The 23,373-nt window shown below is 68.4% G+C and carries 22 protein-coding genes, 1 tRNA gene and 1 riboswitch; of the genes, 10 read left to right on the forward strand and 13 right to left on the reverse strand.

Annotated elements, in window-relative coordinates; genetic code table 11:
• Nucleotides 1–658: Ig-like domain-containing protein (locus tag HMPREF0058_RS01550; protein WP_169305802.1), on the forward strand; the 658-nt coding region annotated here is incomplete at its 5' end.
• Between the two features lie 69 nt (nucleotides 659–727).
• Here HMPREF0058_RS01550 and HMPREF0058_RS01555 read toward each other — a convergent pair.
• The 3 genes from HMPREF0058_RS01555 to HMPREF0058_RS01565 form a co-directional block, all read right to left on the reverse strand.
• Nucleotides 728–1,513 (reverse strand): polyphosphate polymerase domain-containing protein, encoded by a 786-nt coding sequence (locus HMPREF0058_RS01555; protein WP_006547896.1) that lies wholly within the window; start codon nucleotides 1,511–1,513, stop codon nucleotides 728–730.
• 14 nt (nucleotides 1,514–1,527) lie between these two features.
• Nucleotides 1,528–2,217, reverse strand: coding sequence for a DUF4956 domain-containing protein (locus tag HMPREF0058_RS01560; RefSeq protein WP_006547897.1), 690 nt, complete (start codon nucleotides 2,215–2,217; stop codon nucleotides 1,528–1,530).
• Between the two features lie 155 nt (nucleotides 2,218–2,372).
• Nucleotides 2,373–2,891, reverse strand: coding sequence for a transcription repressor NadR (locus HMPREF0058_RS01565; RefSeq protein WP_006547898.1), 519 nt, complete (start codon nucleotides 2,889–2,891; stop codon nucleotides 2,373–2,375).
• 547 nt (nucleotides 2,892–3,438) lie between these two features.
• Between HMPREF0058_RS01565 and nrdH the strand changes: the two genes are divergently transcribed.
• Genes nrdH through nrdE form a run of 3 tightly spaced genes read left to right on the forward strand, consistent with a single transcriptional unit; the run spans nucleotide 3,439 to nucleotide 6,315 of the window.
• A complete protein-coding gene (gene nrdH / locus HMPREF0058_RS01570; RefSeq protein ID WP_006547899.1) occupies nucleotides 3,439–3,684 on the forward strand; it encodes a glutaredoxin-like protein NrdH in 246 nt (81 codons plus the stop codon).
• Between the two features lie 19 nt (nucleotides 3,685–3,703).
• Nucleotides 3,704–4,177, forward strand: coding sequence for a class Ib ribonucleoside-diphosphate reductase assembly flavoprotein NrdI (nrdI, locus tag HMPREF0058_RS01575; protein WP_006547900.1), 474 nt, complete (start codon nucleotides 3,704–3,706; stop codon nucleotides 4,175–4,177).
• A complete protein-coding gene (gene nrdE, locus HMPREF0058_RS01580) occupies nucleotides 4,162–6,315 on the forward strand; it encodes a class 1b ribonucleoside-diphosphate reductase subunit alpha (protein WP_006547901.1) in 2,154 nt (717 codons plus the stop codon). Before nrdI ends, nrdE begins: the two co-directional genes overlap by 16 nt.
• A gap of 104 nt (nucleotides 6,316–6,419) precedes the next feature.
• On the opposite strand, the gene budA is transcribed toward nrdE, so the two are convergent.
• Both budA and HMPREF0058_RS01590 read right to left on the reverse strand, forming a co-directional pair.
• Nucleotides 6,420–7,136, reverse strand: a complete 717-nt coding sequence (budA, locus tag HMPREF0058_RS01585; RefSeq protein WP_006547902.1) for an acetolactate decarboxylase — start codon at nucleotides 7,134–7,136, stop codon at nucleotides 6,420–6,422.
• A 57-nt stretch (nucleotides 7,137–7,193) separates the two neighbouring features.
• Nucleotides 7,194–7,856, reverse strand: coding sequence for a nucleoside/nucleotide kinase family protein (locus HMPREF0058_RS01590; protein ID WP_006547903.1), 663 nt, complete (start codon nucleotides 7,854–7,856; stop codon nucleotides 7,194–7,196).
• Between the two features lie 188 nt (nucleotides 7,857–8,044).
• Here HMPREF0058_RS01590 and nrdF point away from each other — a divergent pair, with 188 nt between their 5' ends.
• The 3 genes from nrdF (at nucleotide 8,045) to HMPREF0058_RS01605 (ending at nucleotide 11,198) form a co-directional block, all read left to right on the forward strand.
• Nucleotides 8,045–9,019 (forward strand): class 1b ribonucleoside-diphosphate reductase subunit beta, encoded by a 975-nt coding sequence (gene nrdF, locus HMPREF0058_RS01595; protein WP_006547904.1) that lies wholly within the window; start codon nucleotides 8,045–8,047, stop codon nucleotides 9,017–9,019.
• Nucleotides 9,020–9,297: 278 nt separating this feature from the next.
• Entirely contained in the window at nucleotides 9,298–10,266 is a 969-nt protein-coding gene (locus HMPREF0058_RS01600) for a hypothetical protein (RefSeq protein ID WP_006547905.1), read from the forward strand.
• Between the two features lie 98 nt (nucleotides 10,267–10,364).
• Nucleotides 10,365–11,198 (forward strand): formate/nitrite transporter family protein, encoded by an 834-nt coding sequence (locus tag HMPREF0058_RS01605; protein WP_006547906.1) that lies wholly within the window; start codon nucleotides 10,365–10,367, stop codon nucleotides 11,196–11,198.
• A 1,269-nt stretch (nucleotides 11,199–12,467) separates the two neighbouring features.
• Here the strand turns inward: HMPREF0058_RS01605 and HMPREF0058_RS12530 are convergent.
• Nucleotides 12,468–12,556 (reverse strand) — tRNA-Ser (locus tag HMPREF0058_RS12530).
• Nucleotides 12,557–12,691: 135 nt separating this feature from the next.
• Complete coding sequence (gene tadA, locus HMPREF0058_RS01610; protein WP_048682659.1) at nucleotides 12,692–13,123, reverse strand: tRNA adenosine(34) deaminase TadA; 432 nt, start codon at nucleotides 13,121–13,123, stop codon at nucleotides 12,692–12,694.
• 136 nt (nucleotides 13,124–13,259) lie between these two features.
• On the opposite strand from tadA, the gene upp reads away from it, so the two are divergent.
• Nucleotides 13,260–13,898, forward strand: a complete 639-nt coding sequence (upp, locus tag HMPREF0058_RS01615) for a uracil phosphoribosyltransferase (protein ID WP_006547908.1) — start codon at nucleotides 13,260–13,262, stop codon at nucleotides 13,896–13,898.
• A 159-nt stretch (nucleotides 13,899–14,057) separates the two neighbouring features.
• Here the strand turns inward: upp and HMPREF0058_RS01620 are convergent, their stop codons facing one another.
• The 3 genes from HMPREF0058_RS01620 to HMPREF0058_RS01630 form a co-directional block, all read right to left on the reverse strand.
• A complete protein-coding gene (locus HMPREF0058_RS01620; protein ID WP_006547909.1) occupies nucleotides 14,058–14,957 on the reverse strand; it encodes a MetQ/NlpA family ABC transporter substrate-binding protein in 900 nt (299 codons plus the stop codon).
• A 102-nt stretch (nucleotides 14,958–15,059) separates the two neighbouring features.
• Nucleotides 15,060–15,791, reverse strand: coding sequence for a methionine ABC transporter permease (locus HMPREF0058_RS01625; RefSeq protein ID WP_006547910.1), 732 nt, complete (start codon nucleotides 15,789–15,791; stop codon nucleotides 15,060–15,062).
• Nucleotides 15,788–16,867 carry a methionine ABC transporter ATP-binding protein gene (locus tag HMPREF0058_RS01630; protein ID WP_050765629.1) on the reverse strand — a complete coding sequence of 360 codons (1,080 nt, stop codon included), beginning with the start codon at nucleotides 16,865–16,867 and terminating at the stop codon, nucleotides 15,788–15,790. Before HMPREF0058_RS01630 ends, HMPREF0058_RS01625 begins: the two co-directional genes overlap by 4 nt.
• Nucleotides 16,868–16,871: 4 nt before the next feature.
• A riboswitch (SAM riboswitch) is annotated at nucleotides 16,872–16,964 on the reverse strand.
• Nucleotides 16,965–17,111: 147 nt separating this feature from the next.
• Here HMPREF0058_RS01630 and HMPREF0058_RS01635 point away from each other — a divergent pair.
• Entirely contained in the window at nucleotides 17,112–18,116 is a 1,005-nt protein-coding gene (locus tag HMPREF0058_RS01635) for an alpha/beta hydrolase (RefSeq protein WP_034235003.1), read from the forward strand.
• Here HMPREF0058_RS01635 and HMPREF0058_RS01640 read toward each other — a convergent pair.
• Nucleotides 18,097–18,765 (reverse strand): low molecular weight protein-tyrosine-phosphatase, encoded by a 669-nt coding sequence (locus HMPREF0058_RS01640; RefSeq protein WP_006547913.1) that lies wholly within the window; start codon nucleotides 18,763–18,765, stop codon nucleotides 18,097–18,099. The genes HMPREF0058_RS01635 and HMPREF0058_RS01640 overlap by 20 nt on opposite strands.
• A gap of 150 nt (nucleotides 18,766–18,915) precedes the next feature.
• On the opposite strand from HMPREF0058_RS01640, the gene HMPREF0058_RS01645 reads away from it, so the two are divergent.
• Nucleotides 18,916–20,625 carry a DUF885 domain-containing protein gene (locus tag HMPREF0058_RS01645; protein WP_006547914.1) on the forward strand — a complete coding sequence of 570 codons (1,710 nt, stop codon included), beginning with the start codon at nucleotides 18,916–18,918 and terminating at the stop codon, nucleotides 20,623–20,625.
• 48 nt (nucleotides 20,626–20,673) lie between these two features.
• Here the strand turns inward: HMPREF0058_RS01645 and HMPREF0058_RS01650 are convergent, their stop codons facing one another.
• A complete protein-coding gene (locus HMPREF0058_RS01650) occupies nucleotides 20,674–22,035 on the reverse strand; it encodes an amidohydrolase (RefSeq protein WP_006547915.1) in 1,362 nt (453 codons plus the stop codon).
• 131 nt (nucleotides 22,036–22,166) lie between these two features.
• A partial coding sequence (locus HMPREF0058_RS01655; RefSeq protein ID WP_006547916.1) for an ATP-dependent helicase C-terminal domain-containing protein occupies nucleotides 22,167–23,373 on the reverse strand: 1,207 nt, incomplete at its 5' end.

The following is a 23,373-nucleotide window of genomic DNA, read 5'->3' on the forward strand; positions in this document are numbered from 1 at the left end:
AGTGACCGTCGTCGTGGCTCCGGCCGAGCCGGTCAAGCCCGCGGCGGATGAGATCGCGGTCAAGACCATCGCTGGTACCCGCCCTGAGCTCCCCACGACTGTCACGGTGATCTGGAGCAACGGAGACGAGACCGACGAGGTTGTGACCTGGGATGACTACGCAGAGGCGAAGTACGCCGAGGAGAACGTCTTCGCCGTCAACGGCACAGTGACGGTGGCGTTGCCGGCTGCTGCCATGGATCGTGATACAGAGGCCGCCTCGCAGACCAAGCGCTTCCCGGTCAAGGCGACCGTCACGGTCGTTGCGAAGTCCACCACTCCGGAGGAGCCGGGTAACGGTGGCTCCGACAATGGCGGGACCGACCAGCCCAGCAACGGTGGTTCGGACAGCGGTGGTACCGAGCAGCCTGGCAACGGCGGCACGGACAAGCCTCGGCAGCCTGGTGGCAACACCGACAACGGGAGCGCTCCCGCCGGTGAGCAGGGTACGAACAAGCCTGCCGACAAGGCCGCCGGTGGCAAGAAGACCACCAAGGTCGTCAAGGGCAAGAGCCTGGCCAAGACCGGTGTTGACGCCCTCGGCCTCGGGGTCGCCGTCATCGCCCTGGCTGGCCTGGGCGGAGCGGCTGCGGTGACCGCGCGCAAGCGCGCCCACTGAGTCCTCAGATAGCTGAGCGGGCCTGCCGCGAGGCCGCACCGTCACGGTGCGTACTCGCAGCAGGCCCGCTCAGTGTTGGCAGGCGGCCGCCAGCTCTCTACCGAGGATCCGGTGCCACTTGTTGGACGGCAGCTGCGGGTGCAGCGCTGCCATCCCGGTGGCGTACTTCGAGATCGTTGCCGGCCGGTACCCGGCGGCCCACAGCCAGCGGTCGGCCGGTGAGGGCGTGGCCGGGTTCTTCGTCTCCGCCACCACGAGACCGTGAGCCGTGCGGCGTGCCCCTCGGCCACCGCCTGGCAGGGCCTCCTGCCACGTCAGGCGGGTGTCCAGCGTGAGGCGGGCGTCGTCGTCGGGCAGCAGCAGGGTGCTGCGCGAGTACGTGGTGGCCATGACCGGCTCCAGGCGACCGGCAGCCGTAGGGATGATCCCGGCCTCGCCCAGGCGCTGGGCGACGAAGGTGCGCCCAGGCGGCGTGAGGCGGTCGGCATCGTCGGCCCCGTAAGGCACCCGCTTCTTGACGGTGGCACCGCGCGCACCGCGGGTCTTGACCTCTAGGAAGGTCAGCCCGGAGTCGAGGTAGCTGCGCGTGCGGACCTTGAAACGACGACGGCGCTTGCGGGCTGCGGCCAGGTAGCTCTCCAGTGCAGGGGTGTCGAAGTAGGTCGAGGCGTAGGAGAAGCTGCGCGTGCCCTCGATCTCAAGCACCCGAGCGCGCGGCGCGAGTGCCTGCACGAGTCCCTGGGCCACGTGGGCTGGCACGAGGTACTTGCGGTCGACGCGGGTGAGGAGGCTGGCGGCGGCGTTGAGCTCCTCCAGCGAGATCGGGCGCAGGTCGCCGGTCCTGAGCACCTCCATGATGGCCCCTCTCGCTAGGCAGCCGGGTGGGCGGTGCGCGGCTGGTAGGAACGCGGGACGTCAGCGAGCTGGGTCGGCGCGGTCCACGCCTCGCCGGCCGCCGTCGCGGCGGAGGAAGCAGAGTGCGACGGCACAGCGGCAGAGCCGGCGCGACGTGCCAGGACCTTGTATCGCACGTCCACCAACGTGATGTCGTTGACCAGGTCGAGACGCTGCACCACCAGGGAACGGACCTGCGCGCCAAGCAGGCTCTCCAGGTGGCTGCGCAGGGCGCTCTCATCGGCGAAGGCGCGGTCCAGCAAGATGACCTGGTGGCGGTGACGTGGCAGCAGGCGCGGACTGTCGACGACGGCGAGCGCCACCACGATGAGGCCCATGAGCATGGCGACCAGTGGCAGCGAGGCGGTCTGGATGCCACCGAGCAGGCCGATGGCGAGGGCCGCGAAGAAGTAGGCGATCTCGCCCTGGGAGATCTCCGCCGAACGCAGGCGGATGATGGACAGGACCCCGAAGAGGCCGAGGCCCAGGCCCGCTCCCACCGAGGCGGAGGACAGCAGGAGAGTGACTGCGAGGACGCCGACGTTGACGCCGACGTAGGCAGCCAGGAGGTCCTTACGCCCGTGACGTGGCAGGTAGAGGGCGCCGACGAGGACCGCGAGGGCGATGAGATCGACGCCGATATAGGCGAGCGTGGTCAGGCTCATGGACGGACTCCTCGAGTCGTAGTGGTGATGACCTGAGTGAACGAGGCAAGTCCGTGAAGTGCCTGTGAAGGGCGTGTGACCTGTGTGTGGACTGAGTGGGAAGTGGGTGGGTGTGGGGTGGTGCTCGTCTGGTCTGGCAGTGGAGCTCGGCTGCCTCAGACCTGCTTCTGGAGGAAACCGAGCCTGTCCAGGGCCTGCTCGACGGCGTCGAGCACCTCCTCGCTCTCAGCCTCGATCGTGTGGGTGTGCCAGCCGTCGGTGAGGGTGCACAGGGGAGTGGCTCCCGGCGCCCGGTCCAGGCGGGTGAGGAAGTCCTCCAGGTCCTCGGGTGAGCGGATGAGGAGGTCAACGGTGATCTGTCCGTACAGGCCGTGCTCGATGGAGGTGTCCAGCACGGTTCCGCCGGCTGCCAGGACGGCTCGCAGCTCGGCGGCAGTCTCGCTGCTGTTGTGTCGCACGGCGACTGAGCGCCTGGGGGCGCGGGACGGGCGAGCTAGGACGTATCCGCGGTTGGTGGCGCGCACGGGGTGCCCTGCGGCCCGCAGGAGGGCGACGTCGCCGACGACGATCTGGCGGGAGACGCCCATCTCCTCGCCGAGCGTGGCGGCGGCTACGGGCGTGCTGGCCTGGGAGAGCCGGGTGAGGATCGCCTCGCGGCGTCGAGCAGCCTCCATGTCCTCCTCCTTGCTCGGCTGTGAGGCCGATGTGGGGTGCGGTGAGATATGTGGAACGTAGCACGGTGGGTCTGTGGCCTGGGGTGCGGGCGACACGCCGAGGCCGGGGGTGTGAGCAAGGTGAGTTTGCCGAGTTTGTCCCCAGGGTGGGGACAGGAGGGATGGGGGTGGGGTGGGTGCCTGTGGGTTGAGTGCGGGAATTTGTGTCGTACCCCCAGGGGACGATGGTTCTGCCGTTTCACGGACCTGCCAACAGGGGGGTGGTCGAGGGTGCATGAGGCCCTCCGGCCGCACTTACCCACAGGGGTACGTGAGCTGTCCACAGGAAGGAAGGTTGTGATGCACAACGACACACTGGCCACATCATCTTGGGGTGATGGCGTGCCCCTACCCCAAGGGGTAGTGTCTTGCTTCGCGAGGCGCCCTTGCCCTCCCGCGAACTACATCCGTGTGCTTACACCGCTGGAATCCCGCCAGGGTGCCCCTCGGTCAGGCGTGCGGAACCACATTGACCACCCGTCCAGACCAGAGCCAGGAAGTGACTGATATGGCGATCACCGTCTACAGCAAGCCCAACTGCGTCCAGTGCAACGCCACCTACCGTGCCCTGGACAAGGCTGGCCTGGAGTACTCCACGGTGGACATCTCGGTGGACGTCGAGGCGCTGGAGCAGGTCAAGGCTCTCGGCTACGCCCAGGCGCCGGTCGTCATGGCTGGTGGGGACCACTGGTCTGGCTTCCGCCCGGACAAGATCAAGGCCCTGACCTCCGCCGTCGAGGCCGTCGCGATCTGAGACGGGGCGACCCGCAGTCGTGAGCGCCTCGACCACGCAGAACGAGGCTGCGTCGTCGGCCTCAGCCGCCTCGGGGACTGAGGCCGACGACGGCCCCTTCCTCGTCTACTTCTCCTCCACCTCGGAGAACACGCACCGCTTTGTCACCAAGCTGGGTTACCCGAGTGCGCGGATCCCACTGCGTCCCAAGGAGGAGCCGCTCACGGTGGACCGTGAGTACGTGCTTGTTGTCCCCACCTACGGGGGTGGCAGCATTCGCGGCGCTGTCCCCAAGCAGGTCATCAAGTTCCTCAACAACCCGGACAACCGCGCGTTGTGCCGGGGAGTGGTCTCCTCTGGCAACACCAACTTCGGCGAGGCCTACTGCATCGCCGGTGACATCATCTCCGCCAAGCTCAAGGTGCCCTTCCTGTACCGCTACGAGCTCCTCGGCACCCCCACTGACGTGGCACGCGTCAAAGAAGGATTGGACACGTTTTGGCAGACACGCTGACGGACACCGGCTCGGAGACTGTTGACCCGAGCCTCGACTACCACGCCCTCAACGCCAAGCTGAACCTCTACGACGCGAACGGGCAGATCCAGTTCGACGCCGATCACGAGGCTGCGCGCCAGTACTTCCTCCAGCACGTCAACCAGAACACCGTGTTCTTCCACGACCTGGAGGAGAAGCTGGAGTACCTGGTCGAGGAGGGCTACTACGAGGGCCACATCCTGGACAAGTACTCCCCGGACTTCGTCAAGCAGGTCTTCAAGGCCGCCTACGCCCACAAGTTCCGTTTCCAGACCTTCCTGGGCGCCTTTAAGTACTACACCTCGTACACGCTCAAGACCTTTGACGGCAAGCGTTACCTCGAGCGCTTTGAGGACCGGGTGTCCATGGTGGCCCTGGCCCTGGCTGACGGTGACGAGCAGCTTGCCCTGGACCTGGTTGAGGAGATGATGACCGGTCGCTTCCAGCCGGCCACCCCCACCTTCCTCAATGAGGGCAAGGCTCAGCGTGGTGAGCCTGTCTCCTGCTTCCTCGTGCGTATCGAGGACAACATGGAGTCCATCGCCCGCGGGATCAACTCTGCCCTCCAGCTGTCCAAGCGCGGAGGCGGCGTGGCCCTGCTGCTGACCAACCTGCGTGAGATGGGCGCGCCCATCAAGCGCATCCAGAACCAGTCCAGCGGCGTCGTGCCGGTGATGAAGCTGCTGGAGGACTCCTTCTCCTACGCCAACCAGCTCGGTGCCCGCCAGGGGGCGGGGGCGGTGTACCTGCACGCCCACCACCCGGACATCATGCGGTTCCTGGACACCAAGCGTGAGAACGCGGACGAGAAGATCCGCATCAAGACCCTCTCGCTGGGCGTGGTCATCCCGGACATCACCTTCGAGCTGGCCAAGAACAAGGAGCCGATGTACCTGTTCAGCCCCTACGACGTCGAGCGCGTCTACGGGGTGCCCTTCTCCGACATCTCGGTGACGGAGAAGTACCGGGAGATGGTGGACGACCCGCGCATCCACAAGACCCGTATTGACGCTCGCCAGTTCTTCCAGACCCTGGCCGAGATCCAGTTCGAGTCCGGCTACCCGTACGTCATGTTCGAGGACACGGTCAACAAGGCCAACCCCATCAAGGGCAAGGTCATCATGTCCAACCTGTGCTCGGAGATCCTGCAGGTCTCTGAGGCCTCCACGCTCAACGAGGACCTGTCCTTCGCGCACGTGGGCAAGGACATCTCCTGCAACCTGGGATCCCTCAACATCGCCAAGACGATGGACTCCCCGGACTTCATGCGCACCATCCGCACCGCCGTGCGAGGACTCACCGCCGTCTCCGACCAGGTGGACCTGCCCTCGGTACCCTCGATCAACCGTGGCAACCACGAGTCTCACGCCATCGGCCTGGGGCAGATGAACCTGCACGGTTACCTGGCGCGCGAGCGCATCTTCTACGGCTCCGAGGAGGGCCTGGACTTCACCAACGTCTACTTCGCCTGCGTGCTCTACGCAGCCCTGACGGCCACCAACGAGCTGGCGGTCGAGCGCGGGGAGTCCTTCGTGGGCTTCGAGGACTCGGACTACTACTCGGGGGCGTTCTTCGAGAAGTACACGGCCCAGGACTTTCTGCCGGTCACGGACAAGGTCAAGGAGCTGTTCGAGCGCTCCTCGATCACGGTCCCCACCCGCGAGGACTGGGCGGCCCTGGCCAAGCGGATCCGGGAGACCGGCATGTACAACCGCAACCTCCAGGCGGTCCCGCCGACCGGCTCGATCTCCTACATCAACAACTCGACCTCCTCGATCCACCCGATCGTGGCCAAGATCGAGATCCGCAAGGAGGGCAAGATCGGGCGCGTCTACTACCCGGCGCCCTACATGACTAACGAGAACCTGGAGTACTACCAGGACGCCTACGAGATCGGCCCCGAGAAGATCATCGACACCTACGCCGTGGCCACCCAGCACGTGGATCAGGGACTGAGCCTGACGCTCTTCTTCCCTGACACCGCGACCACGCGAGACGTCAACAAGGCCCAGATCTACGCCTGGCGCAAGGGCATCAAGACCCTCTACTACATCCGTCTGCGCCAGGCGGCGCTCACGGGCACCGAGGTCGAGGGCTGCGTGTCCTGCATGCTCTGAGGCCTCGGCTCGTGGTCAGCGGCTGACGACGGCGGGGCTCGCCTTCCACGCGGAAGGCGAGCCCCGCCGTCGTTCCCAACGCGCGTGGTTCCAGCGTCTGGGCGTCAGTGGTGCTCGACCTGCTTGATCTCCTCGCTCATGTCCTCACTCAGGTCCGCGGCGCCGAACTCCTCGGTCAGCGGCAGACACAGGCGGAAGTCCGTGCCCAGGCACAGCTCGACCCGTCCCTCGGCCAGGACGAAGTCCACCAGGTGCCCGCCCCAGCTGCGCTCGTCATTGATGACGTGCGCGTGGCAACCGGCCACGGAGATCCCTGACTCATACAGCGGCGTGCGGAAGCCCGCGATCGTGCCCGCAAAGTCCCGGCGCACCACGACCTCCTCGCCGTCGGTGGCCTCGACCATCGGGCGGTAGGGCCGCTCCTGACGCTCGACCGTGCGGGCGCTGGCCCACTCGAAGCGGCCCGTGACCTGAAGGGCGTACATGTAGTTCGAGCTGGGGACCAGGCCGTCCACGACCTGCGAGAACTCCTGGCGGCTCAGCGGCCCCGTGATGGTGCGTCGGATCGTCGGCACGAAGTTGGTCACGACGGCGTAGGGCGTGCGCTCACTCAGGTCCGGTACGCTCACCGATCCGTCCGAGCGCAGGCGGTAGCAGGTGCCGCCCAGCACCACCATCTCGCCGTCGAGCTCGTTGAAGGTGCCGATCCCGAAGGAGCCGTGCCCCAGCAGCTCGGCCAGGGTCATCTCATCCTCGTAGACGCCCTGGGCGAGGGCGGTGATGAGGCTGGTCTGGAAGATCTCATGCCGGGTGACCTGCATGGCTCCAGGGTAGGAGCCGGGAGCCTTCAGCGGTGGCCGTGCTCGGTGCGCGGCCGCTCAGTCCTGCTCCTCCAGGTGCCACACCTCGTCACAGCGTCCGGCGCAGGCCGCCACGAGGCGGCTGTTGGGGACGTCAACGGCTCGCACCCAGTGGGCGGCGTCCGCGTGCGTGCGACAGGACTTGTGACGGCGGATCAGGCGGGTGATGAGATGGTGCTCAGGGACCTCAAGCATGATGAGCAGGTCGATCCGCTCCCGCACGCCCTCCCAGCCGCCGGAGTCCAGGGCCAGGTAGTTGCCCTCGGTGACCACGACGCCGCGCCCCTGCACCCGCGTGCCTGCGGCTACCGGCTCGTGCAGGTCGCGTCGGTAGACCGGGGCGAGGACCTCGGCGGGGCCGTCGGGACCGGTGCGCCGGATGCGGTCGAGAATGACCAGGTATCCGGCCACGTCGAAGGTGTCGGGTGCCCCCTTGCGCCCGTGACGGCCGAGCTGGTCGAGCACGGCGTTGGACATGTGGAAGCCGTCCATGGGCACCTCGCCAGCCAGCAGGCCGCGCTCGTCCAGGCGGCGTGCAAGCAGTCGCGCCAGGGTGGACTTGCCGGAGCCCGGCGCGCCGGCGAGCCCGACGACGATACGGTCGGCGCCGTCGTCGAGCATGGCGTTCAGCCGGGTCACCAGGGACGGCAGGCGAGGCGTGAAGGCGGAGGAACGGCTCATGGACCTCAGTATGAGGGCCCTGGGGTCGCACCGAAGGCGGGCGGGACCTGATGAGCGCGGGGTGGGCGCATGGTGAGGCGTCGGTGAGGTGACCGGCACAGGTGAGATTTGCCGGGCGGGGGCGGCCTGTTCTGCTCGGTGCTGATCGGTAGCATGAGACCACGCTCGCACCATCACGGAGGAAGCCCATGCCGGAGCCGATCAAGCTCATCGACCGCGTCCAGGCGATCAACTGGAACCGCCTCGTTGACGACAAGGATCTGGAGGTCTGGGACCGTCTGACCGGTAACTTCTGGCTGCCGGAGAAGGTTCCGCTGTCCAACGACGTCCAGTCCTGGGCCACGCTCAATGAGGCGGAAAAGAACATGACCACCCGTGTGTTCACGGGGCTGACCCTCCTGGACACGATCCAGGGCACGGTGGGTGCGGTCTCGCTGATCCCGGACGCTCGTACGCCCCACGAGGAGGCCGTGTACACCAACATCGCCTTCATGGAGTCGGTGCACGCGCGCTCCTACTCCTCGATCTTCTCCACCCTCATCTCCACCGCGGAGATCGACGAGGCCTTCCGCTGGAGCGAGGAGAACGAGAACCTGCAGCGCAAGGCCAAGATCATCCTGGACTACTACCGCGGTGATGACCCGGAGAAGCGCAAGGTCGCCTCGACCATGCTGGAGTCCTTCCTCTTCTACTCCGGCTTCTACGCCCCCATGTACTGGTCCAGCCACGCCAAGCTGACCAACACCGCGGACCTCATTCGCCTCATCATCCGCGACGAGGCCGTCCACGGCTACTACATCGGCTACAAGTACCAGCTGGCCGTGCGCGAGTCCTCCCCGCAGCGCCAGGCGGAGCTCAAGGACTACACCTTCGACCTGCTCATGGAGCTGTACGACAACGAGGAGCAGTACACCGAGGACCTCTATGACGAGCTCGGCCTGACTGAGGACGTCAAGAAGTTCCTGCGCTACAACGCCAACAAGGCGCTGATGAACCTGGGCTACGAGGCGCTGTTCCCGGCCGACGCCGTGGACGTCAACCCTGCGATCCTCGCCTCGCTGTCCCCGAACGCGGACGAGAACCACGACTTCTTCTCCGGCTCCGGCTCCTCCTACGTCATCGGCACCGCCGAGGCCACCGAGGACGAGGACTGGGACTTCTGACGCTCGACTGAGCCGATCCTGCAACACGTGTGTGCTCCCCGAGCCTGTGCGCTCGGGGAGCACACACGTCTTGTCGTGTCTGGGACAGGGGCGATGTGTGGCATCGAGACGGCTTTGATGACTGACAAGTGCCACTTGTTAGTCATCAACGGACCGTATGGCCCGGAAAGTGAGAGGGACCTGTACCTGGTTGGCACCCCAGGCGTTTCGTGGCACCTGAGGTGCTGGACGTCCTGCTGAACGAGGCCTGATGTTCTTCAGCCCGTAGGCTTGTGGTTATGAGCGAGTACTTCGTGGGGCGAGCGGATCGGGACAGGCACGGATCGCAGGACCCGATGGAGCCTGCGATCCCCGGCCTTCCGCCGCAGGACGACGCCGACCATGACCTGACGGCCGCTGCTGCCCCCACTGGTCCGCAGCACGTGCGCTTCGGGGTGCCCTTTAACGGCGTCGTCCCGATCTGGCACGACGGCGCTGAGATCACCTGGCACCGTCCCACAGACGGCACCGACCTCGCCCAGGTCCTGGGGTTGGGGCACGTCGAGACGGAGGACGGGCCCTCGCCCGTCCCTGAGGGCTGGAGCGAGCGCGTTGAGACCGGCACGCTCCTTCCTCCTACCGCACCTGACGCTGATGCGTGCCCCGTGCTGGACGACGCCGCCGCAGCGTCAGGGGCGGAGCCTGGCTGCGCCGTCGGCCCGGTCCTCATGCTCAAGGCCATCACGCCGTCGGGACGCCGGGCGATCAACGACCCGGGCACGGGTGCTCCGGTGCCGTTGTCGGCACCGCTGAGCATCGAGGAGGCGATGGGGGTGACCGCTGGCGACTTTGACATCACCGGCTTTTCGGTCCATATCGCCCGGCTCATGCTGCGCGCCGCGCGTGACCGCGCCATCCTCCTGTTCACGCTTCGGGCCCCCCATGATCCTGAGGCCCACCACCTGCTCTCGGCACCCAGCGAGGTTGACGACGACGGCGTGCTGCACTTCCACCTCGGCACCCTGCTGGAGATGGAGGGCGGGGCGTGGGAGCAGGCCCAGCACTCCGGCGGCATGGCGCTGCTCGACCTCGACGTGCCTTACGCCAGCCTCCTGGCGGATACCAGGACCCACGGTGCGCACGCCGACCCTGCCCAGCAGTCCCTCGACCTTGAGCGGTTGGTCGCCATGGCGCAGCCCGTCGTCGACGCGATCCTCCAGCCGGGCTTCCCCTTTGCCCTCGGCTGTTCCTTCATCATCCCGGACTGACCGCGCTGGGGGGCGACCGGCCCGGTGCCGACCCTGCCAGCTCCGGCGTCTGGGTCGAAAGTCATGCGTGCAGCCCCAGGGTGAGGGATCATCTTCCTATGCTGACTGTCACCCAGAACGTCGAGTACCAGGGCGGCTACGCCGTGACCCGTACCGGCGGAGCACGTAAGCCCTTCCCCTTCCTCATCTCCACCATGCTCGCCGGCGCCTACATCGGGATCGCCGACGTCTTCATGTTCACCGCTGCAGGCCCCATGAAGGAGGCTGGCGACCCCTGGGCGCCGCTTGTAGGCGGCCTCGTCTTCGGCATCGGACTCATCCTGTGCGTCTTCGCCGGCGGTGAGCTCGCGACCAGCGCCATGATGACTTTCACGATCGGCGGGGCGCGCAAGTCCATCACCTGGGCCAAGGGAGTCGGCGTCCTGCTGTTCATGCTCGTGGGCAACCTCCTAGGCTCGATCGTCCTGGCCTACCTGGTCCACCTCTCAGGTGTGCTCGGGCCTGAGACGGCAGGCGGCGCGATGCTGGCCGCCGCCGTGCTCAACAAGGGCAGCCACTACACCGCGATCCAGCTCTTTGCCCGCGGCATCATGTGCAACGTCCTGGTGTGCCTGGCGATCTGGTGCGTGACCCGATCCACCAGCGAGGTCGCCAAGATGATCGCCATGGCGTGGTGCCTGGCAGCCTTCGTGACCTCCGGGTTCGAGCACGTCGTGGCCAATATGACGACCTTCGCCCTGGGCATCTTCGAGGGGGTCGACGGCGGGACCCTGGCCGCGGCGGCCCGCAACATCCTCATCGTGGGTGCCGGAAATATCGTGGGTGGGGCCGTCTTCGTGGCCCTGGCCTACCTGGCGGCCCACAAGATCGAGGCGGGAGCTGCCGAGGCTCGTGCAGAACAGGAGCAGAAGGAGGCCGCCAAGGCCTCCTGAGCCGGTGACGGGGGGGCTTGCGCTGCTTTCACCCCCCTCGTCGCTTCCGGCGTGCTCGGCATTTCTCGACAGCGGCCCTGTGACCAGACCGGTTGCGGGGCCGCACCCGTCTTTGCTGAGGATGTCCATGCTTTCGATACCCCGGGGGAGGGAGCGAACGGCGCTGTGCGCAGACCGCGGGGAGCGGCAGGAAGTGCGTGAGGGGTTCAAAGATTCACGCCCTCGCGCTCGCGGAGCAAGGGGCCGGGGTGAGGTGTATCCCAGGGGGCTTGTTGCTGGAGGGCAGGCAATCATCGCGTACCCCTGTTTGGGGAGCCGGTGGAGAAAAACGGCGGGGAGAGATCCCGCTATGCCGCCGGGGCCGTGCCCTCAGGGCGACTCTCAAACCCGTACAGAATCCGAGTGCCTATACGCGGAGCGATGCGAAGGGTGAGGGGGTGGGGGTGCCTCCCCCTCCCTGGGTCTCCCTGGAACCGCTGGATAGCAGCCCCGGCACTGCGTGCGTCGTGAACCTTCTGTTTTTTGGGCCTCTAGGACGCTGCTGGCAGGCCCGTAGGGGCTCCGGCACCCGCCGCCGCGCCCCCCCGGAGGGAGGGCGTGGTCTCGTGCCCGTACAGGGCGATTGCGGGAGTTTTTTCGTTACAGCCTCACCGTCGTCTCGCCCTTGAGGTGGGACACAGGGGGTGTCTTTGCGTACGCCTGGATACCCTTGGAGCGTGCCGGGTTTGAAGGTACTAGTACTACTTTCAACCCCGACCACTTCTCCTTGTGCCCGGCGTCCTCTTGAATCTGAGGGAGGTGGGCGGCGATAATGGTGGGGCCTCACCCGGCTGCAACCAGGTGAGGCCCCGATAGTGAGCGGCTACTTGAACCACTCACTGAGGGCATCCACAAGGACAGCAACGGCCCGGATGACGTGAGCGACTGCGTTCAACATGACGCTCACCGTCCGGGCCGTGTCCGTTGTCTCGCGGACGTGTGCGTGACGGCCTTTCGGTTGTCTCGGCACGGCCCTCACCCCCTCCCTGACTCCTCTCCTCCCCAGCAGCGGACAGCAGTGTTCTGGGGGAGAGTTGCCGGGTGAAGGCGGTCAACACACTACTGGCACCTAGCCTCGTGACCCGGAGACGCTCTCCTGTGAGAGACCAGGAACCTCCCGTGAGAGGGCACCTGTTCCTCAAGGTCTTCCCGTTGTTGCACGCGGGTTGCACGCGCTACACGCAGAAGCCCCGCCACTCCGACTTTTCGTTGGAATGGCGGGGCTTCCCGTGGCGGTAGTGCTGGGATTCGAACCCAGGGTGGCTATGAACCACACAGACTTTCGAGATCTGCACCTTCGGCCGCTCGGACACACTACCTCGCAGATCGAGGGTACACGTCACCGTGCCTATCCCCAATTCCATCGCGCTGCGAGGTCGCTCACGCCAGCGCCTGAGGTAGCGGATCCTCCTTCCGCTGCTCCGCTGCGCTGCGGCGCCTGATCCGCTGTCGCCTCACCGGCGCCGGGCAAAGAACTCGCGCAGCAGCGCCTCTGACTCCGAGGCCCCCACGCCGGCGACTACCTCAACCTGGTGGTTCGCACGCGGGTCCCGCAGCACGTCACGCACAGACCCGCACGCTCCGGTCTTGGGCTCCCACGCCCCCAGGACCACACGCTGGAGCCGCGCGAGCTGGATCGCCCCGGCGCACATCGTGCACGGTTCCAACGTGACCACCAGCGTGCACCCGTCCAGATGCGAGTCCGCCAGCCGCGCGCCAGCCGCACGCAGCGCCCGGACCTCAGCGTGCGCCGTCGGATCGTGCTCGGTCTCGCGGGCGTTCGCGGCCTCGGCGATCACCCGGCCGCCAGGATCGAGGACGACGGCGCCCACAGGCACCTCTGCGTCCTCTGCTGCCGCTCGGGCCAGCTCAAGCGCCCGGCTCATCGCCCGGCCGTAGCACTCCTCAGTGATGCTCACGCCTCGAGCCTCCCACAACCTGTCTCAGCCCCGCATCCCGGTCCTGGCAGGCTCAGCTCCCTCCGGGCGGCGATGAGCGATCCCCACGCCGTAGGCTTGGACCATGCGCCTGCACGTTGCTGACCACCCGCTCATTGACCACAAGCTCTCCGTCCTGCGAGACAAGGAGACTCCGTCCGCCGTCTTCCGCCAGCTCGTCGACGAGCTGGTGACACTCCTGGCCTATGAGGCCACGCGCGACGTGCGCACCGAGGAGGTTGAGATCCAGACCCCGGTCGCGGTCGCCAACTGCCGCCACCTGGCTGACCCTCGTCCGATCGTCGTCCCGATCCTGCGCGCCGGCCTGGGCATGCTGGAGGGAATGACCCGCCTGCTTCCCACCGCCGAGGTCGGCTTCCTCGGTATGAAGCGCGACGAGGACACCCTGGAGGTGGAGACCTACGCCAACCGCCTGCCGGAGGACCTGTCCGGACGGCAGTGCTTCGTCATCGACCCCATGCTCGCCACGGGCCACACCCTCGTGGCCGCCATCGACTACCTCCTGGAGCGTGGCGCCCGGGACGTCACCGCGATCTGCCTCATTTCCGCGCCTGAGGGCGTCAAGCAGCTGGAGGAGTCGGTGGGCGAGCGTGCCAACGTCACGGTGGTCACCGCTGCCGTTGACGATCACCTCAACGAGCACGCCTACATCGTCCCGGGCCTGGGCGACGCCGGCGACCGCCTCTACGGCATCGTCGACTGAGCCAGCCGGCTCACCTGACGCCTACCTCCTCAACCTCGCCGACGGCGGGGCGCGGCACCCGGCTGCGCCCCGCCGTCGTTGTCAGGGAGACGACGTCGCCCGCCCCGCGCAGGTAGGCGCAGGACGGGCGACGCGTCGGGCCAGAAGGTCCGCAGAGGATCAGAAGGCGGGCAGGACCGAGCCGTCGGTCCAGTTCTCCTCGATCCAGGTGCGGAAGGCGTCGGCGTTCATGAGCTCGGCGAGCTTCTTGAGGGACTCGTTGTCCTTGTCCGCCGCGCGCACCACGAGCTGGTTGGCGTAGGGGGAGCCCTCCGCCTTCTCCAGCACCAGGGCGTCCTCGTTGGGCTTGAGCCCGGCCTCCAGGGCGTAGTTGCCGTTGATGACCGCGGCGTCGGCGTCCTCCATGGTGCGAGCGACCTGGGCGCCGTCGACCGTGGTGAAGGTGAGGTTCTTGGAGTTCTCGGTGACGTCGAGGTCCGAGGGCATCTCAACGGACTCGTCCAGCTTGATCAGTCCAGCCTGCTCCAGGAGCTTCAGGCCGCGGGCGGTGTTGGCCGGGTCGTTGTTGAGGACGATCGTGCCGCCGTCGGGGATCTCGTCAACCGACTTGTACTTCGAGGAGTACAGGCCCATCGGCTCAATGTGGACGTCGGCGATGGCCTCGAAGTCGTAGCCCTTCTCCTCCTCCTGCTGCTTGAGGAAGTTGGGGGTCTGGTAGAAGTTCGCCGCGAGGGAGCCGTCATCCAGGGAGGAGTTGGGGGTCTGGTAGTCGGTGATCTCGACGATGTCGAGCTTGAGACCGGCGTCGGCAGCCAGGTTGTCCTGGATCCACTGCAGCATCTCGACGTGCGGGTTGGGGGTGGCGCCCACCGAGATGGTGGTGACGTCGCCGTCAACGGTGATGCCGTCGACCTCGCCGTCGGAGCTGCCGGAGGCAGCCGAGGCGGTCGAGGAGCTGGAGGCGGAGTCGGAGCTCTTGCCGCAGGCGGCGAGCGTAGCGGCCAGGGCGGTTGCCAGGCCGCCGGCGACGGCGGAGCGACGGGAGATTGTGAGGGACATGGCGTGGGTTCCTATTCTCTTGGTTGGGTCAGGAGGCTTGTGGTGGGTATGGCACCCGCCGCCGAGGTTCGGATGACGACGGCGGTAGCGAGTCAGGAGACGTCAGCGGTGGTCGGCCAGGCGCGCCAGGGCGTCGCCCAGCACCTGGATGATCGCCACGATGACGGCGATGACGACGACGGTGATGATGATGACGTCCGTCCAGTTGCGGTTGTGGCCGTACTGGATCGCGAGGTCACCCAGGCCTCCGCCGCCCACGGTGCCGGCCATGGCGGAGTAGCCCAGCAGCGTGACGATGGTGACGGTGGCCGAGGAGATGAGGGCGGGCAGCGCCTCGCGCACGAGCACGCCCCAGGTGATCTGGCGCCCCGAGGCTCCCATCATGAGTGCCGCCTCGACCTTGCCGCGGTCGACGTCGTAGATCGCGGTCTCGACCAGGCGGGCGTAGAAGGGGATCGCACCCACTGTCAGCGGGACGCAGGCGGCCTGCCAGCCGATCGAGGTCCCCAGCAGGAAGCGCGTGAAGCTCATGATCGCGACCAGCAGGATGATGAAGGGCATCGAGCGGCCGAAGTTGACGATCTGGGACAGGACCTCGTAGACGGTCCGGTTGCGGTGCTGACCGCGCTTGCCGGTGGACACGAGCGCCAGGCCGAGCAGCAGGCCGAAGACGATGGTCAGCGCCCCGGACACGAAGGTCATGCCCAGGGTCTCCATGGTCGCCGAGACGAGCTTGCGCTGAATGACCTTGCGCTCGAACCAGGTGCCGTCCTCGGCGGCGGCGAGCAGCCCGGTCGCAAGGGGGCTGGTCAGGGCAGTAGTCAGGACGCTCATGCGCGCACCTCCGCGACGACGCCGGCACCTCGCAGGGCCTGAAGGGCGGCCTGCGTGCGCTCAGCGGGAAGAGTCAGTGCCAGGCGTCCGACCTGTGCCTGGCCAAGGGTCTCGAAGACGCCGCCTGCTACGTCAGCGCCCTGCTCGGCCACCAGGGCGAGGACCTGGGCGGCGGCGGGCTGACCGGGGTGAGCGGTCAGGGCGACGTCGATGACGGCCTCGCCCTCGTGCACCGCGGCGTCGGGGATGACAGGGACCGGGACGAGCTCGTGGGACAGGCGCGAGGTGACGTCCGAGACGACCTCCTCGATGGGCCCGGACTCGACGATACGGCCGGCTTCCAGCAGGCTCACGGAGTCGCAGATCGCGCGGACCACGCTCATCTCGTGGGTGATGATGACGACGGTGACGCCCAGGCGGTCGCGCACGTCCCGGATGAGCTCCAGGATGGAGCGCGTGGTCTCCGGGTCGAGGGCGCTGGTCGGCTCATCGCACAGCAGCACCGAGGGCTGGTCCGACAGGGCCCGCGCGATTCCCACGCGCTGCTTCTGGCCCCCGGACAGCTGGGCCGGGTAGGAGGCGCCGCGGTCGGCCAGACCCACCAGGTCCAGCATCTTCTCCACGGTCTCGTGGCGCGAGCCCTTGCGCACGCCCGCCATCGCCAGCGGGTAGGCGATGTTCTGCGCCGTCGTGCGCTGCTCCAGGAGGTTGGCGTGCTGGAAGACCATGCCGATCGAGCGGCGGGCCTCGCGCAGCTCGCGGGCGGACAAGGAGGACATGTCCTTGCCGGCCACGCGCACGGTACCGCTGGTCACCGGCTCCAGGCTGGTCAGGCAGCGCACCAGGGTGGACTTGCCTGCGCCGGAGGTGCCGACGATGCCGTGGATCGTGCCGGGCTGGATCTCCAGGCTCAGCCCGTCCAGCGCGCGGACCTCGCTGCCGTCGGAGAGGCGGTAGACCTTGTGGACGTCCTTGAGGGAGATCATCGGCTCCCCGCCTGCGGCCGCACCGGCGTCCGCTGCATCGGGGCCAGCAGGGACGTCGATGGCGGTGAAATGTGGTGAGACTGCGCTCATAGCTCCTCCATCGGTCCTGGCGGAAGCACCCTCACCGCATGAGCGGGGGTTGCTGCAACGTCGTCGAGCCAGGTCTCTCGGTTGCTCTGGATGGTCATGGCAACGATAGGCAGCGTCCAGCGGGCCGTTCAAGTACGCGCGGTGCAGAGGGATGAAGGTCACGCTGGCCCCGGCGAGGTCGGCCATGGCAGCCACGGGCGAAAAACGGCTGCGCACACTCCTGCCACGGTGCCAGGATCAGTGCATGAGTGCCACCAGCGCCAACGTCACCACTGACATCCTGGGCCAGCCCTGGCTCGCCCGCAGGATCCCCGTCACCGAGTCCGAGGCGGCCCCAGGTGCTGACCACGCCATGCTGGTCTACCGCCGCCAGGCCGAGCCGGCCGACGGCGTGCGGCCGCGTCACGCTCGCGCCGTGCTCTATCTCCACGGTCGCAGCGACTACTTCTTCCAGACCTGGGTGGCTGACGCGCTGGACGAGGCTGGCTACGAGTTCTACGCCCTGGACCTGCGCGCCTGCGGGCGGGCGGGGCTGGGCTACTGGTCGCCCCACGACGTGCGTGACCTGCGCGTCCATGACGAGGAGATCGCTGAGGCCCTGCGGATCATTCGGCAGGAGCACGGCCATGACGTCGTCGTCCTCAACGCCCACTCAACCGGCGGGCTGCAGGCTGTCATCTGGGCCGCTGACCATCCGGGCAGCGTCGAGGCCCTGACTCTCAACTCCCCGTGGCTGGACCTCAACTCCTCCGCCCTCATTCGCTCCTACGGCTCGGCCTTTGTCGACCTGCTCTCACGGCGTGCCCCGGAGCGAGTCATTGACAACCCGGCCGAGGCTGAGGCCGAGGACGCTGACCTGTACGCCCACAGCCTTCACCGGCAGTGGGGCGGGGAGTGGGACTGGGACCTCACCCTCAAACCCAGTCCGTCCTTCCCGGTCCGGGCAGGGTTCCTGGCGGGTATCCGCAGGCTTCAGCGCGAGGTCCACCACGGACTCGGCATCGAGGTCCCGATCCTGCTGTGCTGCTCGACGGCGTCGGCCGGGGCCGAGGCGACGCGTGAGGAGGCACTGCGCTGCGACGTCGTCCTCAGCGTGGACCAGATGCTTGACCGGGCGCCCTACCTGGGCAACGACGTCACAGTGCGCCAGATCGAGGGAGGCGTTCACGACCTGGCGCTCTCGCCTGAGCCCGCGCGGACGCAGTACCTGCAGGCACTGACGGGCTGGCTCACCGCCCGTCTGGGCTAGATCCAGCAGCGAGCTCGACCAGCGCGGGGGTGAGGGCGTCGCTCACGCGCTCGACGACCTCCAGGGTCTCCACGAAGTCCTCCACCGTCCCGTACCAGGGATCGGGCACATCGAGGCTGTAGCATGCTCCGGCGCCCTCGGCGAGCTCCTGACGCTGGGCAAGAGCGTGAGGATCCAGCTCGCGGAACATCCGGATTCGTGAGGCGTCCAGGCCCAGCCGCTCGGCACGGCGTGTCATCTCGCGGTGATGTCCGCAGGTCATGGCCAGCAGGAGGTCGGCGTCGGCGAGCTCGCGGTCAGACAGCCGGTGGGCGTGGTGCGTGGCGATGGCGCCAGCGCATGCACGATCGGTCGGAGAGGCTCCGACTCCGTAGCCATGGTTAGCCAGGACCCGACGGGCCCGCCGGTCCACGGGGTTGCCCAGCTCCTCGTCCGAGACTCCCGCGGAGGTGACCAGGACGCCGTCGGCACCGTCCGTGGGCACGCCCGCAGCCGTGAGGCGGTCGATGAGGACGACCTCGGCCATGGCCGAGCGGCAGATGTTGCCGGTGCAGACCATGACGATCCGGTAGGGCTCGGTGGTGGTGCGCGGGGCGGGCAGATCAGCGGGGGTGATGATGGGTGACACGAGGGTCATGGTCTCGCTCATGGGGCGAGCCTTCCAAGCCGGTCTGTCGTGGCGGTGACGACGCCGTGACAGCAGGTGAACACCAGGAGTACGCCGCCCGACGCCGAGCCTGGCGGCCGGAGCAGGGCCAGATCACCGGCGCGTGGCGCCAGCGGGCCGTACCCTCGGGGCATGACTGAGACCCAGGCCCTGCCCGCGCGCCGCCCCACCGCCGTCGACGAGGTCGCCGAGCGCTACATGACCCGCCTGTGCGAGCTCTCCCCAGAGTTCGCCGTCGCCGTCGGACTGCCCGGCAAGCGGGGCGTCCTGGACGGCTACTCGCCCGAGGCCCTCCAGGAGGCCACCGAGCTGGACCGCAGCACGCTGGCCGAGCTCGACGGCGTCCAGCCGGCTGACGACGTCGACCGCGTCACCGTGGCGGCCATGCGCGAGCGGCTCGGGGTGGGTGTCGAGCTGGCTGATGCTGGCGAGCGTCTGCGCGCGCTGGACAACATCGCCTCGCCGATCCAAGGCCTGCGTGACCTCTTCGACAACCTGCCCACGGCCACCGAGGAGGACTGGTCAGACTTCGCCTCCTGCCTGCGGGACGTCCCGCGCGCGCTAAGTGAGTACGCCACCTCGTTGCGCCTGGCCGCCTCTCGCGGGGACGTCGCGGCCCGCCGCCAGGTGCGCGCCTGCATCGAGCAGGCCCGGGACCAGGCCGGGGCGGCCACGAGCTCGTACACGACTCTCATCGGCCAGGCCAGGCTCGCCGACGGCGCCGAGCTGCCTGAGGCCCTCAAGGCTGACCTGGAGGAGGCTTCCGCGGCAGCGCGCCAGGGCTACGAGGACGTGGCCCGGATGCTGGAGGCTGAGATCGAGCCGCGCTCGGGCGAGGCCGACGGCGTGGGGCGCGAGCGCTACGCCCGCTTCAGCCGGGAGTTCCTGGGCGCCGTCGTCGACCTGGACGAGACCTACGAGTGGGGCCGCGAGCGCCTGGCGGCGATCGACGCCGAGCAGCGGGAGATCGCGAGCCGGCTCTATGGGCCGGGCACGAGCGTACGTGAGGCCCTGGACCGGCTGAACGAGGACCCGGCCCGTTCCATCCACGGCACGAAGGCCCTTCAGCAGTGGATGCAGGAGACCTCTGACGCGGCGATCACTGCACTGGACGGCACGCACTTTGACATCCCGGCCCCGCTCAGGACGCTGGAATGCATGATCGCCCCCTCGGCCACGGGCGGCATCTACTACACCGGACCCTCGGATGACTTCAGCCGGCCGGGCCGGATGTGGTGGTCCGTGCCCGAGGGCACTGACACCTTCGCCGCCTGGCAGGAGCGCACAACCGTCTTCCACGAGGGCGTGCCTGGCCACCACCTGCAGGTGGGGATGCAGACCTACGTGCGCGACGAGCTCAACTCCTGGCGGCGTCTGGGCTGCTGGGTCTCCGGCCACGGCGAGGGCTGGGCGCTGTACGCCGAGAAGCTCATGGCGGACCTCGGCTTCCAGGACGACCCGGGCGACCGGATGGGCATGCTTGACTCCCAGCGGCTGCGCGCGGCGCGCGTGGTGCTCGACATCGGCGTGCACCTGGGCAAGGAGCGCCCGGCTGAGCTGGCGTGTCTGCCCGGGGTGGGCGAGGGCCGCTGGGACTACGGGTCCGCCTGGGCCTTCCTGCGCGAGAACGTGGCGATGAGCGAAGGGTTCCTGCGCTTCGAGCTCGACCGCTACCTCGGCTGGCCCGGGCAGGCGCCGAGCTACGCCGTCGGCCAGCGCCTGTGGGAGCAGGTGCGTGACGAGGCCGTGGCCCGGGGCACGAGCCTGAAGAACTTCCACATGCGCGCCCTGCGACTGGGCAGCGTGGGCCTGGACGTCCTGCGCCAGGCGCTGGCGGACTGAGGCGGCGCCTGTCCTTCTATCGAAGCCACGGCCCTGAGGGGGAGGGGCTTACTCGTCCCAGAAGTGCTCGACGTCGACCACGCCTCCGCTGGCCTCGAAGTTGGCTCGCACGGCCTCGCGCAGGTCGGCGTCCGAGAGCCAGTCCAGCGCCACCGCCGCCAGGCCGTAGGCGCCGTCGACCGCCGCCGCGTCGCCGGTGGGGGAGCCTGCCGCCGTCGTCATCTCGCGCGTGTGCAGGGCCACGTCCCCGTCCTGCGTGACCTTGATGAGCGGGTGGATGCCTGGCACCCGCTGGGAGACGTTGCCGAAGTCGGTGCCTGCGGCCACCTGCTCGGGCAGGACGTCGGCCGCCAGCGGGTCGCGGCCGCGGGCACGCTGGGAGCGGGTCCAGGACTCAAGCAGCGGGCCGTTGGCGCGCACCGGCATCTCGTTGGAGTAGTCCGCGGTGATGATCTCCACTCCCGTGCCGGTCATGAGCGCGGCCCCGCGCAGCACGTCCTCGACCCGTCCCACCAGGTCCTTGAGAGTGGCGGCATACTTCGAGCGCACAAACATCGACAGCTCGGTGCGCTCGGGGATGATGTTGGCGACCTGGCCGCCGTCGACCATGACGGCGTGGAGGCGGTCCCAGGGCGTGATCTGCTGACGCAGCAGGCCGATCCCGGTCAGGGCCAGGGTGGCGGCGTCCAGCGCGTTGCGCCCCATGAAGGGCTGGGAGGCGGCATGCGCCGGCACGCCGGTGAACACAGCCCGGATCCGACGCACCCCGAGCCAGGGCTGGTCGACGACGTCGTGGGCGTAGGAGTGGGTCTGGATCGCGGCGTCTACGCCGTCGAGCATGCCGGCCACGGCCAGGCGCTCCTTGGCGGTGTCACTCTCCTCAGCAGGGGTGGTCTGCAGGATGACGCGGCCGGGCAGCGTGCCGGGCTGACGGCGCTCGAGCTCTGCCAGCGCGAGGAAGGCCCCCACGGAGTTGGCGCACATGACGTTGTGACCGCAGCCGTGGCCGATGCCGGGCAGAGCGTCGAACTCGGCCAGGATCGCGATCGTGCCCACGCCCTCCTGCGGTCCGACCTGCGCCCGCAGGGCCGTATCCATCCCGAAGACCGCCTCATCCGGCTCGATCCCGTGCTGTCGCAGCACACCAGCCACAGCCGCGACGGCGTGGTGCTCGGTGTAACCGACCTCCGGATGGGCGTGGATATCACGTGAGAGGGCGACGATCTGGGGGCTGAGCTCCGTGATGACCTCGGCCAGATGCTGGCGCGCCGCCGCATCTGCTCCGGCCTGCTCGGCGAGCTCCTGCGCGGGCGGCACGCTGGCCTGCCGTGCCGCCGTCTCACGTGCCATGAGGTCCTGGACGGCAGTGGAAGGGGTGGTGGGACGGGACAGGTCGCGCAGCTCGCTCATGGACTCATTGTGCGCGGCGCCCGGACCATCAGAACCGGGGTTTCGTGTTCTGGACCGGGGACTGCACCGCGCCTAGCCCCCGGTCCAGAGCAGAAAACCCCGGTGGTGAGGCGAGCGGGGGAGGGGGAGAGCTAGCCCCGGCGCTTGGTCCCCCGGATCGCCGGAGCCGTCCACGGGTCCTCGGGCCAGGAGTGCTTGGGGTAGCGTCCGCGCAGCTCGCGGCGCACCTGCTGATACGGCCCCTCCCAGAAGGAGCGCAGATCGTCTGTGACGGCCACGGGCCGGCGTGCGGGAGACAGGAGGTGCAGCAGCACGCCCACGCGGGAGTCAGCCACCCGCGGAGTGCTCGCCCAGCCGAAGCACTCCTGGACCCGCACTGCCAGGACGGGGCGCTCAAGCATCTCGCCCTGCTCACCCAGGTAGCTCAGCCGCACCTGGGATCCTGAGGGAACCGTGAGGCGCTCGGGGGCCAGCTCGTCGAGCCTGGCGGCCTGTGGCCAGGGCAGGAGGGTGCGCAGCGCCGTCGTGAGATCAAGGCGTCCCACCTCGAAGCGCCTGCCTGCGCCGGCCGTCGCCCGGACCGCTGGTACCAGCCATTCCTCGGCGCGCGCCAGCAGGGACGCGTCATCAACGGCAGGCCACGGTTCCCCCAGCACCCGGTGCAGCAGTGCGAGCCGCGCCCGCAGCACGCCGGCAGGATGCTCGCCAACCTCCCAGGGCAGGAAGTCCAGTCCTTCCTCGCTGCCGCGCTCGACGACGGCGCGTGCCACCGCCTGCGCCGAGGGCACGGACAGCGGCGTCTGGGACAGGGTGATCGCGCCCAGGCCACGGACCCGGCGGGCTCGCAGCCGGTCCTGCTCCCAGCTGACCTCCTCGCGCTCGGTCAGCCACCTGGCAGCCACGGCGAGCGCCAGCTCCTCGTCAACAGGGGCGCCACCACGTACCAGCGCCTCGGCGCGTCCAGGCGCGCGGTCAACCTCAGCCACCGCCAGCCACTGGGAGGCTGCCAGAGGGGAGCCTGCTGCCACGCGCATCCCCACACCTCCGACCCCGACGTACCTCGCCTCCTGACCGGCTGCAGGCAGGGGACCACGGCGGCAGGCGATCCACTGCGGATGAGCCAGGGCCGCGACCAGGCCGACGGCGTCCACGCTCGCGGTCGGCGCCTGGCCAAGGGCCTGACTCGTGCGGGATGCCACCTCAGCGACGGCCGCGGCGAGGGCCTCGCCTCCGCCCAACGTGCGGCCGTGGGCCGCAGCACGCTCCAGACGCCGGGCCTCCTCGTGCCAGGAGCGCGCGCCGTCCCCACCCGCGCGTACCGAGCGAGCCAAGGCCGTG

Source organism: Actinomyces urogenitalis DSM 15434 (assembly GCF_000159035.1).
GTDB lineage: Bacteria > Actinomycetota > Actinomycetes > Actinomycetales > Actinomycetaceae > Actinomyces > Actinomyces urogenitalis.